At 70.9% G+C, this 13,716-nt stretch carries 15 protein-coding genes; 7 read left to right on the forward strand and 8 right to left on the reverse strand.

Going from position 1 to position 13,716, the window contains the following annotated elements:
- Positions 1–3: 3 nt before the first annotated feature.
- Together ctaC and GA0070607_RS20675 are read left to right on the forward strand one after the other, a co-directional pair.
- Positions 4–975: an aa3-type cytochrome oxidase subunit II gene (ctaC, locus tag GA0070607_RS20670; RefSeq protein WP_089019672.1), complete on the forward strand. Its 972-nt coding sequence runs from the start codon at positions 4–6 to the stop codon at positions 973–975.
- 9 nt (positions 976–984) lie between these two features.
- Positions 985–1,410: a cytochrome c oxidase subunit 4 gene (locus tag GA0070607_RS20675; RefSeq protein ID WP_089019673.1), complete on the forward strand. Its 426-nt coding sequence runs from the start codon at positions 985–987 to the stop codon at positions 1,408–1,410.
- A gap of 221 nt (positions 1,411–1,631) precedes the next feature.
- On the opposite strand, the gene GA0070607_RS20680 is transcribed toward GA0070607_RS20675, so the two are convergent.
- The 4 genes from GA0070607_RS20680 to GA0070607_RS20695 form a co-directional block, all read right to left on the reverse strand.
- On the reverse strand, positions 1,632–1,838 hold the full coding sequence (locus GA0070607_RS20680) for a hypothetical protein (RefSeq protein ID WP_089019674.1): 207 nt from the start codon (positions 1,836–1,838) through the stop codon (positions 1,632–1,634).
- Between the two features lie 148 nt (positions 1,839–1,986).
- The gene (gene trpD, locus GA0070607_RS20685) at positions 1,987–3,033 is read right to left on the reverse strand and encodes an anthranilate phosphoribosyltransferase (protein WP_089019675.1); all 1,047 of its coding nucleotides are present in this window, start codon (positions 3,031–3,033) and stop codon (positions 1,987–1,989) included.
- 87 nt (positions 3,034–3,120) lie between these two features.
- Positions 3,121–3,516 carry a response regulator gene (locus tag GA0070607_RS20690; protein ID WP_089019676.1) on the reverse strand — a complete coding sequence of 132 codons (396 nt, stop codon included), beginning with the start codon at positions 3,514–3,516 and terminating at the stop codon, positions 3,121–3,123.
- 106 nt (positions 3,517–3,622) lie between these two features.
- Positions 3,623–4,597 carry a cytochrome c oxidase assembly protein gene (locus tag GA0070607_RS20695; RefSeq protein WP_089019677.1) on the reverse strand — a complete coding sequence of 325 codons (975 nt, stop codon included), beginning with the start codon at positions 4,595–4,597 and terminating at the stop codon, positions 3,623–3,625.
- A gap of 108 nt (positions 4,598–4,705) precedes the next feature.
- On the opposite strand from GA0070607_RS20695, the gene ctaE reads away from it, so the two are divergent.
- From ctaE to GA0070607_RS20720, 5 genes are all read left to right on the forward strand, one after another.
- On the forward strand, positions 4,706–5,305 hold the full coding sequence (ctaE, locus tag GA0070607_RS20700) for an aa3-type cytochrome oxidase subunit III (RefSeq protein ID WP_074313173.1): 600 nt from the start codon (positions 4,706–4,708) through the stop codon (positions 5,303–5,305).
- Between the two features lie 72 nt (positions 5,306–5,377).
- Positions 5,378–6,214 carry a cytochrome bc1 complex diheme cytochrome c subunit gene (qcrC, locus tag GA0070607_RS20705; protein WP_089019678.1) on the forward strand — a complete coding sequence of 279 codons (837 nt, stop codon included), beginning with the start codon at positions 5,378–5,380 and terminating at the stop codon, positions 6,212–6,214.
- Between the two features lie 64 nt (positions 6,215–6,278).
- Positions 6,279–7,367 (forward strand): cytochrome bc1 complex Rieske iron-sulfur subunit, encoded by a 1,089-nt coding sequence (qcrA, locus tag GA0070607_RS20710; RefSeq protein ID WP_089019679.1) that lies wholly within the window; start codon positions 6,279–6,281, stop codon positions 7,365–7,367.
- On the forward strand, positions 7,364–8,995 hold the full coding sequence (gene qcrB / locus GA0070607_RS20715; protein ID WP_089019680.1) for a cytochrome bc1 complex cytochrome b subunit: 1,632 nt from the start codon (positions 7,364–7,366) through the stop codon (positions 8,993–8,995). The genes qcrA and qcrB overlap by 4 nt, the downstream gene beginning before the upstream one ends.
- A gap of 194 nt (positions 8,996–9,189) precedes the next feature.
- A complete protein-coding gene (locus GA0070607_RS20720) occupies positions 9,190–9,879 on the forward strand; it encodes a DUF4142 domain-containing protein (protein WP_089019681.1) in 690 nt (229 codons plus the stop codon).
- 66 nt (positions 9,880–9,945) lie between these two features.
- Here the strand turns inward: GA0070607_RS20720 and GA0070607_RS20725 are convergent, their stop codons facing one another.
- From GA0070607_RS20725 to GA0070607_RS20740, 4 genes are all read right to left on the reverse strand, one after another.
- Complete coding sequence (locus GA0070607_RS20725) at positions 9,946–10,233, reverse strand: Lrp/AsnC family transcriptional regulator (RefSeq protein ID WP_074313163.1); 288 nt, start codon at positions 10,231–10,233, stop codon at positions 9,946–9,948.
- Between the two features lie 79 nt (positions 10,234–10,312).
- The gene (locus GA0070607_RS20730) at positions 10,313–11,212 is read right to left on the reverse strand and encodes a nucleotidyltransferase family protein (protein ID WP_231930081.1); all 900 of its coding nucleotides are present in this window, start codon (positions 11,210–11,212) and stop codon (positions 10,313–10,315) included.
- Entirely contained in the window at positions 11,209–11,751 is a 543-nt protein-coding gene (locus tag GA0070607_RS20735; protein WP_089019682.1) for an NUDIX hydrolase, read from the reverse strand. Before GA0070607_RS20735 ends, GA0070607_RS20730 begins: the two co-directional genes overlap by 4 nt.
- Positions 11,752–11,804: 53 nt before the next feature.
- Positions 11,805–13,598, reverse strand: coding sequence for a RelA/SpoT family protein (locus GA0070607_RS20740; RefSeq protein WP_089021980.1), 1,794 nt, complete (start codon positions 13,596–13,598; stop codon positions 11,805–11,807).
- Positions 13,599–13,716 lie beyond the last annotated feature (118 nt).

The raw sequence follows: 13,716 nt of genomic DNA on the forward strand, positions 1-13,716 counted from the left end.
CAGGTGGTCGCAAGGAGTTCGGAGGTACGGCCGTCGGCCGTACGGCACAGCGCTTCCCGAGGGGTCGGTGGACGCCGACGGCGCGGTGCTGGTCGGTTGGCCGGGCTCGGTCTCGGTGGCGTGGCGCTGCTGGTCCTGCTCACAGGCTGTGACGTCGGTCAGGCGTTCGACGGCTTCGGCTGGCCGCAGGGCGGCATCTCGGCCGAGTCCCGGCGGATGTACGACCTGTGGATCGCCTCCTGCATCGCCGCGCTCGCGGTCGGCGTCTTCGTGTGGGGTCTGATCTTCTGGTGCGTCGTGCGCTACCGCAAGCGTGGCAACGCGCTGCCGGTGCAGACTCGCTACAACATGCCGATGGAGTTCCTCTACACCATCGCGCCGATCCTGATCGTCTCCGTGCTCTTCTACTACACGGCGATCGTGCAGACCGACGTGGACAAGTTGTCGAAGAACCCCGACGTCACCGTCGAGGTCGTCGCGTTCAAGTGGAACTGGCAGTTCAACTACCGCGACGGCCAGGGCACGGAAGCCCGCACCACCGCGTCGACGCTCGGCACCAGTGAGGTCATCCCGGTGCTGGTGCTGCCGACCAACCGGTCCATCCGGTTCGAGGAGACCAGCCGCGACGTCATCCACTCTTTCTGGGTGCCGGAGCTGCTGTTCAAGCGGGACGTCATGCCGGGCAAGATCCGCAACGTGTTCGAGGTCTCCAGCCTGGTGAGCGAGGGCGCCTACGTCGGCCGCTGCGCCGAGCTGTGCGGCAGCTACCACGCGTTCATGAACTTCGAGCTGCGGGTGGTCTCGCCGGAGAAGTACGACCAGTTCCTGGCTGCCAAGCAGAGCGGCAAGTCCACCCAGGACGCGCTGACCGCCATCGGTGAGAAGCCGTACGCGGAGACCACGCAGCCGTTCGAGACCAGGCGGACGCAGAGCAACTTCAACCCGGACAGCGCTCCGGCCGGCACGGGAAGCTGAGGCGGCGGCATGAAGACCGAATGGCGTATCTTCCTGATCATCGCCACGTTCCTGTTCGGCGCCGCGATCCTCTACGGCGCCTGGACGGCCGGTGAGTCCGGCGGCGTCGAGTGGGTGGGCACTGTCGCCCTGCTGCTGTCCTTCCTGCTCTGCACGATGTGCGGCGGCTTCTTCTGGTTCGTCTCGCGCCGTATCGACCTGCGCCCGGAGGACCGGCCGGACGCCGAGATCTCCGACGGCGCCGGTGAGGTCGGCTTCTTCAGCCCCGGCAGCTACTGGCCGTTCGGGCTGGCGCTCGCCGCCGCGATGGCCGGCATGGGCCTGGCGTTCTGGCAGTACTGGCTGATCGGCCTCGGTCTGGTGGCGGTCATCTTCGCCGCCTGCGGGCTGCTGTTCGAGTACTACAGCGGCACCCGGCGCACCGCCGAGCACTGACCCACCCGGTCGCCGTCACGGCCGATCCATGGCAGCACGAAGGCCCGTTCCCCGGTGGGGGAGCGGGCCTTCGTCGTGCCCGGGCCTGGTCGGGCACGACCTGCTCGGGTGATCGACTCCACATCGCCGAACTGGGTGTGACAGCGCGGCAGGACACCGCAAGACCGGCGACACCGAGTTGATCGAGCCAGGGTGCGGCGCAGACGGGTCGGGTGGTGGGGTCAGGCGGCGTGCCGCCGGGCGGGCTGGCGGCGTCGGCGGTCGGCCAGCCGGGTGACGCGGAAGGCGAACGTGGCGATCACCACGGCGCTGCCACAGCCGGTGCAGATCAGCTCGGGGCAGTCGGTGCCGTGACCGTCGACGCAGGGCGGGGCCTCGAACGGTGCCACGCCCTCGCAGACGTCGCAGTAGAGCTCGCGGTCCGACACGGGCGTCTCCTCTCACTCCGGGCGACCCGCCCCCGGGATGCGACAGCGGACGCACAACGGAAGCGGAGAACTACTCGGCTGTAGTTTCCCACGCGGGTCCGACAATTCCCGCACACCGCCGCTCGCGGGTACGGGCGACCGGAGCGGGTCAGGCGGTGGTGGCGGTCTCGATCCAGCGGTCGAGAGTGTCCGCCGCAGCGCCGGAGTCGATCGACTCGGCGGCGCGGTCCAGGCCGGCGCGCAGCGCCTCGGTCAGGTCGCCGTCCAGCGGGCCCTGGGTGGCCAGCGCCGCCGCCGCGTTGACCAGCACGGCGTCCCGGACCGGGCCGGTCTCGCCGGCCAGCAGGCGACGGGCCACGCCGGCGTTGTACGCGGCGTCACCGCCGCGCAGGTCCGCCAGGGTGGACCGGGGTACCCCAAGGTCCGTCGCGTCCAGCACGGCCTCGCGTACGGTGCCGCCCTGCGCCGCCCACACCCGGGTCGGCGCGGCGGTGGTGAACTCGTCCAGCCCGTCCTCGCCGCGCATCACCAGCACCGAGTCGCCGCGGGCGGCGAACACGCCGGCCATCACCGGGGCCATCCGGAGGTCGAAGCAGCCGACGGCGCCGGCGCGCGGCCGGGCGGGGTTGGTCAGCGGGCCGAGGAAGTTGAAGACGGTGGGCACGCCCAGCTCCCGCCGGATCGGGCCGGTGTGCCGCATGCCCGGGTGGAACCGGGCGGCGAAGCAGAACCCGATGCCGGCCTCGGTGACACAGCGCACGATCGCGTCCGGGTCGAGGTCGAGCGGGACGCCGAGGAACTCCAGCAGGTCCGCCGTGCCGCAGGAGGACGACGCGGCCCGGTTGCCGTGCTTGACCACCCGGACCCCGGCGCCGGCCACCACCAGCGCGGCCATGGTGGAGATGTTGACCGTGTGCGCGAGGTCACCGCCGGTGCCCACCACGTCCAGCGCGGTGGAGCGCAACTCGTCGGGGAGGTCGACCGGGACCGCCCGGCTCAGCATCGTCTCGACCAGCCCCGCCAGCTCGGCCGACGTCTCGCCCTTGGCCCGTAGCGCCACGGCGAAACCGGCGACCTGCGCGGCGCCCGCCGAACCGGCCATGATCTCGCCCATCGCCCAGGCGGTGTCGGCGGTGGACAGCTCGTCGCCGCGCAGCAGCGCGTTGAGCAGGTGCGGCCAGGTCCGATCGCCCATGACGGGCCTCCCGAGCGTGCGAAGTGCGGGTGGGCTGGAACCGGCGCCGGCTCATCCGGCGCCGAGGCGGTGCCGGGAAGTGGGACGTCAGGCGGGTGCGTGCGTCCGCAGCAGCTCGGCCACCGTGCCGCCGGTGGTCACCGGGTCGAGGGGGTGCACCAGCGTCGCGTCGACCTCGGCGTACGCGGCGAGCCATCGGTCGGCGGCGCGAGCGATCACCACGCAGGTCGGGGGAGCGTCGTCCCGGTCGTCCTTGATCTGGCGGGCGATGCCGATGCCGCCACCCGGGCTGGCCTCGCCGTCGAGCAGCAGCAGGTCGATCTCGTAGTCGTCGACCAGCCGGATGGTCTCGGCGTAGGTCGACGCGTCGACGAACTCGATCTGCAGCCCGGGCGCGGGCCGGGTGCCGACGGCCAGCCGCATCCGGTCACGGACCTGCGGGTCGTCGCTGTAGAGCAGGACGGTGCACTGACGATCGCTCATGGCTGGACTGGCTCCCACCTCGTAGCTGCCCGCCGATCGTACCGGTCCACGTGACGTAGTCGACATCCCGCCCGTCGCCCGCGGTCGGGCGTACCGTCGGCGCAGCTCAGGCGGGGGTGCCGGCGGCGCGTTCGCGGGCCTCCTGGCGGTCCAGCTCGCGGTCGACCCGGCGGGCCTCGCGCTCGGACTGCTTGACCCACTGCGCCACCAGCACCGCGAGCATGGTCACGCTGACGAACTCGCCACCGGCCCACAGGATGCCGCCGGCGACGACCTGGTCGTTCCAGGGGTCGGACCAGCTCAGGTTGAGCGACGGGTACCAGTCGCCGCCGAAGAGCGTGCTGCTCTGCATGATGGTGAGCCCGAGCACGGTGTGGAACGGCACGGAGAGCAGCATCAGCAGCGCCCGCGCCGGGTACGGCCAGCGGCCGGGCAGCGGGTCGAGGCCGAGCAGCGGCCAGAAGAACACGCAGCCGGTCATGATGAAGTGCGCGTGCACCAGCTCGTGCGCCCAGGCGTGTTCCAGGGTGAAGCGGTACAGGTCACTGAAGTACAGCGCGAACGGGTTGACCACGAAGATGGCGAACGCCACCAGCGGGAAGCTGTAGACCCGGGCGACGCGGCTGTGCACGAGCGCCAGCAGGCGCTTGCGTGCCCGGACCGGCAGGGTCCGCAGGGCCAGCGTCATGGGTGCGCCGAGCGCCAGGAAGATCGGCGCCACCATCGACAGCACCATGTGCTGGACCATGTGCACCGACAGCAGCGCGGTGTCGTACGCGTGCAGCCCGCTGACCGTGACCAGCGCGATGCCGCCCAGGCCGGGGCCGAGGAAGAACACCGTACGGGTGACGGGCCAGCGGTCGCCGCGGATGCGCAGCCGGTGCACCCCGTAGAGGTAGAGGCCCGCGGCGAGTACCAGGCCGACGGCCAGCCAGCTGTCCAGCCGGGTCTCGGTCAGCACCGCGCCGACGGTGAACGGGGGCGGCGTCGCCTCGCTCCCGGCGGCCAGCGCTGGCGGGGCCGCGAGCAGTGCGGCCGGGACCGCCGAGGTGGCGGCGAAGATCGGATCGACATGCAGCACGCTTTTCAGGCTAGGCCAGGCGAACCGGACCCTGACGCTCGGGCCACGGAAGGCGCAGGTTTGCCACCCCGCTGATCGCCGGCCCCGGTCAGGGGCAATAATGACGGCGTGACTGCGGCCCCAGCCATTGACAAGAGCCGGATCCACTCTCTGACCCGACCGAACATGGTCAGCGTCGGGACGATCGTGTGGCTCTCCAGCGAACTCATGTTCTTCGCGGCGCTGTTCGCGATGTACTTCTCGATCCGCGCGGCTGCGCCGGAGCAGTGGGAGAAGCACACGGAGCACCTGAACATCCCGTACGCGACGACGTTCACGGTGATCCTGGTGCTTTCGTCCGTGACCTGCCAGCTCGGCGTCTTCGCGGCGGAGAAGGGTGACGTCCACGCGCTACGACGCTGGTTCACCATCACCTTCGTGATGGGCCTGATCTTCGTGCTCGGCCAGGTGAACGAGTACCGCACCCTGGTGCACGAGGGCGTCAAGATCAACGAAGACGGCTACGGCTCGATGTTCTACCTGACCACCGGTTTCCACGGCCTGCACGTGACCGGCGGCCTGATCGCCTTCATCATCTTCATGGTCCGTACCACCATGGGCCGGTTCACCCCGGCGCAGGCGACCTCGGCGATCGTCGTGTCGTACTACTGGCACTTCGTCGACGTCGTGTGGATCGGGCTGTACGCCATGATCTACTGGCTTCAGTGATCTTGGCGCGTCACGTACCGCGCCGCTGCTTCGTCCCCTGAGACAAGGTCCAACCGGTTAAGGACACAGCTCATGACTTCTGACAACGACCGCCGACGCGGTCTGCTCGCGCGGCTGCGCGAGCGGCCGGCCGCGCGCAGCAGGGGCCGCCGCCGGCTGGGCGCCGCGGTCCGGCTGTTCGCCGCGCTGATGCTCGCCGGCGGCGCCTACACCGTCTTCGCCCCCGGTGCGCAGGCGCAGGACAACCCGCCGCTGACCGGCGCCGCCGCCGAGGGCAAGGCGCTGTTCGACGTGAGCTGTGTGACCTGCCACGGACGCAACGCCCAGGGCGTCGAGGGCCGCGGACCGAGCCTGATCGGCGTCGGAGCGGCCTCGGTCGAGTTCCAGGTCAGCAGCGGCCGCATGCCGCTGGCCCGCCAGGAGGCCCAGGCGCACCGCAAGCCCCCGCTCTTCACCGACGAGCAGACCCGCCAGCTGGCCCAGTACATCCAGGAGCTCGGCGGCGGCCCGATCGTCCCGGAGGGCGACAACCTCCGCGAGAGCGGCAACGTCGCTTCCGGCGGTGAACTGTTCCGGATCAACTGCTCGCAGTGCCACGCCTTCGGTGGCGGTGGCGGCGCCCTCTCCTCGGGCAAGTTCGCCCCGAGCCTGCACCCGGCGACCGACCGGCAGATCTACGCGGCGATGCTGAGCGGCCCGCAGAACATGCCGGTGTTCGGTGACAACCAGCTCCGGCCGGAGCAGAAGGCCGACATCATCGCGTACATCCAGGAGACCCTGAAGCACGACCAGGACCCGGGCGGGTTCAACCTCGGCCGGTACGGCCCGTCCACCGAGGGCCTGGCGATCTTCCTGGTTGGCATCGTGGCGCTCGTCTTCGCTAGCCTGTGGATTGCGGGTAAGTCGTGACCGAGCGGAGCATCCGATTCAGTGTCGTGGTGCCGCTCGGCGCCACCCGTAGCGAGGTGACGGCATGAGCACCCACACCGAGCACCAGGCCCAGCAGGGCCGGGAGCCGCTCGACGTGAACAGCCCCGGGCTGACCCGGTTCGACATCGTTCGTGAAGGCGCGCGCCGGGACGACATCGAGATCGTCCACTACGAGCCGCAGGTGCAGCCCGGCACCAAGGCCGAGCGCCGCATGACCCGGATCGTGGCCGGGTTCTTCCTGATCACCGGCCTGGCGGCGACCGCCTTCCTGGCCATCTACATCTGGTGGCCGTGGCAGTACGAGCCCGGCCGCGGCGGTGACAAGTTCTACACCCCGCTGCTCGGAGTCACCCTCGGCCTGGCCCTGCTCGCCGTCGGTTTCGGCATCCTGACCTGGGGCAAGAAGCTGATGCCGAAGGAGGTGTCGATCCAGGACCGGCACGAGGGCGCGGTCGACGAGGAAGGCCGCACCATCACCGGGCAGACCATGCTGTACGTGGCCGACGAGCTGGGTTTGAAGCGTCGGCCGCTGCTCGGCATCTCGCTGCTGGCCGGTCTCGCGCCGGTCGCCGCGGTCGTCGCCGCGCCGCTGGTCGGCGGTCTGATCTCGCAGCCGCACAAGAACAACCAGATGTTCACCACCGGGTTCGCCACGGCCGAGGGCGGCGGACGGATCCGCCTGGTGCGCGAGGACGGCCGACCGGTGCGTCCGGCGGACATCAGCAGCGGCGGTCAGCTGACCGTCTTCCCCGGCATCGAGCACGGCGTGAGCAACAGGCACGCCGACTCGCCGACGCTGCTGATCCACCTGCGCGACTCCGACGCGCAGGACTCGCGGCGGGCCAACGAGAAGATCGGCCACGGCGACTACATGTGGGGCAACTACGCGGCGTTCTCCAAGATCTGCACGCACGCCGGTTGCCCGGCAAGCCTGTTCGAGCAGCAGACCAACCGGCTGCTCTGCCCGTGCCACCAGTCCCAGTTCCTGATCACCGACAACGCCCGGCCCGTCTTCGGCCCCGCCAGCCGGCGGCTGCCGCAGCTGCCGATCGAGGTGGACTCCGAGGGCTTCTTCGTGGCGAAGTCCGACTACACCGAGACCATCGGGCCCGACTTCTGGGAGCGGCCATGAAGCGTCGTAAGTTCGACCTGGCGGCGACGCCGGGCAAGGCCGCGGCGGGAGTGGACGACCGCTTCCAGGTGGCCACCCCGCTGCGCCGGCTGCTGAACAAGGTCTTCCCGGACCACTGGTCCTTCCTGTTGGGCGAGATCGCGCTGTTCTCGTTCATCGTGCTGCTGTTGACCGGTGTGTTCCTGACCTTCTTCTTCGAGCCGGCGATGACCGAGGTGGTCTACGACGGCAGCTACGCCCCGTTGCAGGGCACGCCGATGTCCGCCGCGTACGCCTCCAGCCTGGACCTGTCGTTCGACGTCCGGGGCGGTCTGGTGATGCGGCAGATGCACCACTGGGCGGCGCTGCTGTTCATGGCCTCGATCGTCGTGCACATGCTGCGGGTCTTCTTCACCGGTGCCTTCCGCAAGCCGCGGGAGACCAACTGGATCATCGGCTCGCTGCTGTTCTGGGTCGGCTTCCTGGCCGGCTTCACCGGTTACTCGCTGCCGGACGACGGCCTGTCCGGCACGGGCCTGCGGATCGCCTCGGCGATCATGCTGTCCATCCCGGTGATCGGCTCCTGGCTCACGTCGTCGATCTTCGGTGGCGAGTTCCCCGGCACGATCATCATCAGCCGGTTCTTCATCGCCCACGTGCTGCTCATCCCGGCTCTGCTCGTCGCCCTGATCAGCGTCCACCTGGGCCTGGTCTTCAAGCAGAAGCACACCCAGTGGCCCGGCCCCGGGCGGACCAACGCGAACGTGGTCGGCGAGCGGTTCTTCCCGCGGTACGCGCTCAAGCAGGGCGGCTTCTTCATGGTCGTCTTCGGCGTCATCGCGCTGATGGGCGGTCTGTTCCAGATCAACCCGATCTGGCTGTTCGGCCCGTACGAGGCATGGGTGGTCTCGGCCGCCAGCCAGCCGGACTGGTACGTCATGTTCCTCGACGGCTCGACCCGACTCATGCCGGCCTGGGAGATCCCCATTCCGATCGGCGACGGGTACGTGATCCCGCCGCTGTTCTGGCCGACGGTCGTGCTGCCCGGCATCCTGGTGGGCCTGTCGACGATGTACCCGTTCCTGGAGGCTCGGCACCTCAAGGACCGCAAGAGCCACAACCTGCTCCAGCGGCCCCGGGACGTTCCGGCCCGGACCGCGGTGGGCGCCATGGCGGTGGCCTTCTACATCGTGCTGACGCTCTCCGGTGCCAACGACGTGATCGCCGACAAGTTCCAGATCAGCCTGAACGCGATGACCTGGGCCGGCCGGATCGGCCTGCTGGTGGTTCCGCCGCTGGCGTACTACATCACCTACCGGCTCTGCCTGGGTCTGCAGCAGCACGACCGGGAGGTGCTCGCGCACGGCGTGGAGACCGGCATCATCCGGCGCCTGCCGGACGGGCGGTTCATCGAGGTGCACCAGCCGCTCAGCGCGGCGAACGGGCACGCGGACGGTCACGGCGAACTGGAGTACGTCGGCTGGGTGGTGCCCAAGAAGATGAACCGGCTCGGGGCTCTCGGCCCGGCCATCCGGGGCTTCTTCTACCCGATCGAGAAGCCGGCCGAGGCGCCGGTCTCGCCGGGCCACCCGCCGGTCGAGGCCCGGCCCGAGCGCGAGGAGATCAGCAGCGGCGAGAGCCGCCACTGATCCCCCGACCGCACCGTCACGTGGCGCCCGCCGGAATTCCGGCGGGCGTCACTGTCGTATCCGTGTCCACCGCCCATCCGACCAGGAGTGGGACGGCCACGGCGCGACCGGTAGACCCCGCGCGACGGGCGATCGCAGGAATAACCCCGGTGAGCCGGGTATCCGTGCGGTCCAACGTCTCAAGGGGGGGAAGCATGTTGGGTATCAAACGCCTCGGCCTGTTGGCCGCGCTGGTACTGGTCGGTGTCGCGCCGGCCGCGGCCGCGCAGGCCGCGGCACAGCCGTCAACGCAGGACACCCAGTATCTGCAGGCGGTGCACCAGGTCAACCTGTTCGAAATCACCGCCGGTGACCTGGCCCAGCAGAAGGGCCAGGACCAGGGGGTCAAGGACCTGGGTGCGATGTTGAAGACCGATCACACCCAGCTGGACCAGACGGTGCAGCAGACCGCGTCCCAGCTCGGGGTGGAGCTGCCGAACGAGCCCAGCGCCGATCAGCAGGCCGTCATCGACCAGCTGAACAACGCCAGCGGCAAGGAGTTCGACCGGCTGTGGGTGACCAGCGAGCTGGCCGGTCACGTCCAGGCCATCCAGGCCACCCAGACGGAGATCTCGCAGGGCTCCGAGCAGTCGGTGGTCCAGCTGGCCCAGACCGCCCTGCCGATCTTGCAGACGCACTACGACGAGCTGGTTCAGCTCGCCAACCAGCTCGGCATTCCGGTCCCGCAGACCAGCGCCAGCGGTACGCCCAGCCCGGGTGGCACTGGCACCGAGTCGCCGGCTCCGGGTGGCACCGGCACCGAGTCGCCGGCTCCGGGCACCGGCACCGAGTCGCCGGCTCCGGGCGGCGGCACCACCGAGACGCCGGCTCCCAGCGAGAGCTGACGTAGGCAGCAGACGGCCGGCCCACCCGCGCGGTGGGCCGGCCGCCGTGCGTTCGGCGCCCGTGGGTCAGTCGGCGCTGGCCAGGCCGATCGCGAACGCCTCCTCCAGGTCGTGCTGGGAGTACGCCCGGAACGCGATGTGCGACTCGGTGTTCAGCACACCGGGCACCTTGGAGATGCTGCCCGCGATGACCTGGGCGATCTGGTCGAACTCACGGACCCGGACGATGGCGATGAGGTCGACGTGCCCGGCCACCGAGTAGACCTCGCTGACGCCGGGGAGGTTGGCCAGGTTCTCCGCCACCTCGGGGATCGCATCGGTGGCGCAGTCGATCAGCACGATCGCGGTGATCACGGGACATTTCTCCGTTCGTCGGCGTCGTCGCCCATGCTAGATGTTTCCGCCCGGGCCCGGAGGCGGGAGGCGTCGGGGCTCAACCGTGCGCGGTGGCCGGCACGGTGCAATCGTCCCCGGTGCGGATCGTGTCGCGCAGCCGCTCGCCGTCGCGGACCGTCGCGCCCGGCCAGACCACTGTGCGCCGCACGTCGCCGTACACCCGGGCACCCGCGCCGACCACCGACTCCACGCAGCGACCGGTCACCGTGGCGGACGGGTCGATCAGGGCGCCGCCGGCTGCGGCATGCAGGTTGGCCGCCAGGTAGTCGGCGGGGGTGCCGGTGTCGTAGAAGGTGCCCGGGTAGGCGATCACCTCCAGGGCTCCGGCCGCCTCGGCCGGCCGCCAGACCGCGCGTACCAGATCGGAGAAGACCACCGGCAGGTCGCGGACCAGCCGCCAGGGCAGCAGCGAGAAGCCGGTGAAGCAGTGCCCGGCGAAGGTGCCCGGCGCCGCCGGGTCCGCGGCGGGCTGACCGAGCAGGCGTACGGTGTGCCCGTCCCAGCCGTCCAGCAGCGCGGCCACGTCCCGGCCCGGCGGGGTCGCCGCGTCGGCGAGGTACGCGTCGGCGTTGCCGACCAGCACCGGCCGGCCGTCGATCCAGTCCCGCAGGTTGGCCACGCCGCCCGCGGTGCCCAGCGGGTCGTCCGGCTCCACCGACAGGTGGGCGCGGTCACCGACGTGCGTGACCACCTGGTCGGCGAGGTAGCAGGCGTTCACCGCGACCCGTCCGGGGCCGGTCAGGCCGAGCCCGGCCAGCCGGGCCAGCGCCCGGTCGAGCAGCGGCACGTTGCCCACCGGGCAGAGCGCCTTGGGCACCCGTTCGGTGAGCGGACGCAGTCGGGTGCCCTCGCCAGCGGCGAGCACCACCGCGCAGACCTCCGTGCGTCGGTCGCCCGCCCGCCCGCCGGTCGCCGGCACACCCGCCGCCCCGGTCACGGCGTGGTGTCGGGCACCGGTGGCGGAAACTGCCCGGCCAGCGGCCCGATGTCGTAGTAGGCGAGCAGCCGTGCGGTCGGCCAGGTCAGCTTCGGCAGGTCGTCCAGGGGGTGCCAGGCGGCCTCGAAGACCTCCGCGCCGTCGACCGCCAGCTCGGTCTCGGCGGCCGGCACCTCCGCCTCGAAGACCATGTCCACCCAACCCTTGGCGTGCACGACCGCGTTCGGCACCGCGGGCCGCAGCCGGGACGGGGGGAGCCGGATGCCGGACTCCTCGAACAGCTCGCGAGCCGCGCCCACCACCGGGGCCTCGCCCCGATCCAGCAGGCCGGCCGGGAGCGACCAACCCTTGCCGGGCGGCTGGCGCAGCAGCAGCAACCTGCCCGCACCCGTCGCCTCGGCGTCGCGGACCAGGGTGACCGCGCCGACGATGTACTTGGGCACGGCCAACCGGACCAGGCGACGGCGCACCGGCAACGGCAGCCGGTAGAAGGCCTGGTAGAAAATGGCCCGACCGGTGGCGCGGGAGCGGGGGATCATGACCCCAGGCTAGTGGTCACGAAAGTCCTTCGGACGTGCTGGGGCCCGGACGGTCACTGTCGATGGTCGACCAGGTCGATCAGCTGACGTACCACCGTGTCCGGTTCGATCACGCGGTCGAAGACGGCGACCAGCAGGGTCTCCAGGTCGGGATAGCCCAGCTCCTCGGAGAGCCGCAGCAGGGGCAGGTCACTGGCGAGGCCGCGGTTGTGCTGGCGCAGGGCGAGCCCGATGGTGGCCCGGCCGAGGCGGACCTTGTCGCTGATCGTGATGCCCGGCTCGGTGTGCTCGGCGAACCACCGGTTGATCTGCATCTGCGCGTGCGGCGACTTGACGAAGTCGAGCCACTCCCGGCGGGGGCCGCGCGGCGCTTCACCGGCCTCGAAGCCGTTGTCCCCGTCGTTCTCGGTGAAGATCTCCACCACGTCGCCCTCGTCCAGCTCCGAGCTCAGCGGCGCCAGCCGGCCGTTGATCCGGGCGGCGAGGCAGTGGTCGCCCCGCTCGCTGCCCAGCTCGTAGGCGAGGTCGACAGGCGTGGCACCGGCCGGCAGCACGACCTGCCGCCCGTCGGAGAACACCTGGATCTGCCCCTCGGCGAGGTCGCAGCGCAGCGACTCGAGGAACTGTGCCGGGTCGGCGGCGTCCGGCTCCCAGTCGAGGACCCGGCGCAGCCAGTCCAGCTGCTCGGCACGCGCTGCCGCGCCGCCGCCCCCCGAACGCGGGAAGCGGAAGTCGGCGGCGATGCCGTACTCGGCCGAGCGGTGCATCTCCTCGGTGCGGATCAGCACCTCGACGGTGCGGTCCTGCGGGCCGCAGACGCTGGTGTGCAGCGAGCGGTAGAGGTTGTTCTTCGGCGAGGCGATGAAGTCCTTGAACCGGCCGGGGACCGGGCGCCAGGTGCCGTGGATCGCGCCCAGTGCGGCGTAGCAGTCGGTGGCCGGGCCGTCGACGACCACCGCGATGCGCGGCAGGTCGTACGGCGCGGTGTGGCCGCCGGCGATGGTGTCCTTCCAGATCGAGTAGAGGTGCCGGGGACGGGGGCTCACCTCGGCGTCCACCCGGCTGCGGCGCAGCGCCACCCGGGCCCGGGTGACCACCGAGTCGAGGTACGCGTCCCAGCCCGGCCGGTCGTGCACGTGCCGGGCCAGCCGGGCGTGCTCGTCGGGCTCCAGGTGCAGCAGCACCACGTCGTCCAGCTCGCGCTTGAGGGTCTGGATGCCGAGCCGGTCGCAGAGCGGGACCAGCACCTCCTGGGTCTTGCGGGCGATCCGTTCCCGCGAGGCCGCGGAGCGCACACCGAGGGTGCGCATGTTGTGCAGCCGGTCGGCCAGCTTGATGATCAGGACCCGGACGTCCTTGGCGGCCGCGACGATCATCTTGCGGATCGTCTCCGCCTCGGCGGCCTTGCCGTAGAACGCCTTGTCGAACTTGGTCACCCCGTCGACCAGGTGGGCCACCTCGCCGCCGAAGTCCTCCGAGAGCGCCTGGAGCGTGTATCGGGTGTCCTCCACCGTGTCGTGCAGCAGCGCCGCCACCAGGGTGGTGGTGTCCATCCCGAGCTCGGCGCAGATCTGCGCCACCGCGAGGGGGTGGGTGATGTACGGCTCCCCGCTCTTGCGGAACTGCCCGCGGTGCATGTTCTCCGCGATGGTGTACGCCCGGCGCAGCACGGCGGGTTCGGTGCCGGCGTGGATGCCACGGTGGGTCCGGACCAGCTGGGTGACCGGGTCGGAGTCGGTGGTCGGCCAGGTGAGCAACGACCGCAGCCGGCGGGCCAGCGGCAGCTCACCCGACTGGGTCGGCAGGGCGCCCCCCAGGGCGGCGCCGTGTCCGGCGTCGACGTCCACGAGGGACACCTCCTCACCCCGGCCCCGCGGCCGCCGAAACCCGGCGACCGGGAGCAGGCCCACGAATCGGGCAGGACTGCACTTCTCTAACAGCCTAAGCGAGTCGACGTAGTCCGAT

This window comes from Micromonospora coriariae, from assembly GCF_900091455.1.
In the GTDB taxonomy this organism is placed as follows: domain Bacteria; phylum Actinomycetota; class Actinomycetes; order Mycobacteriales; family Micromonosporaceae; genus Micromonospora; species Micromonospora coriariae.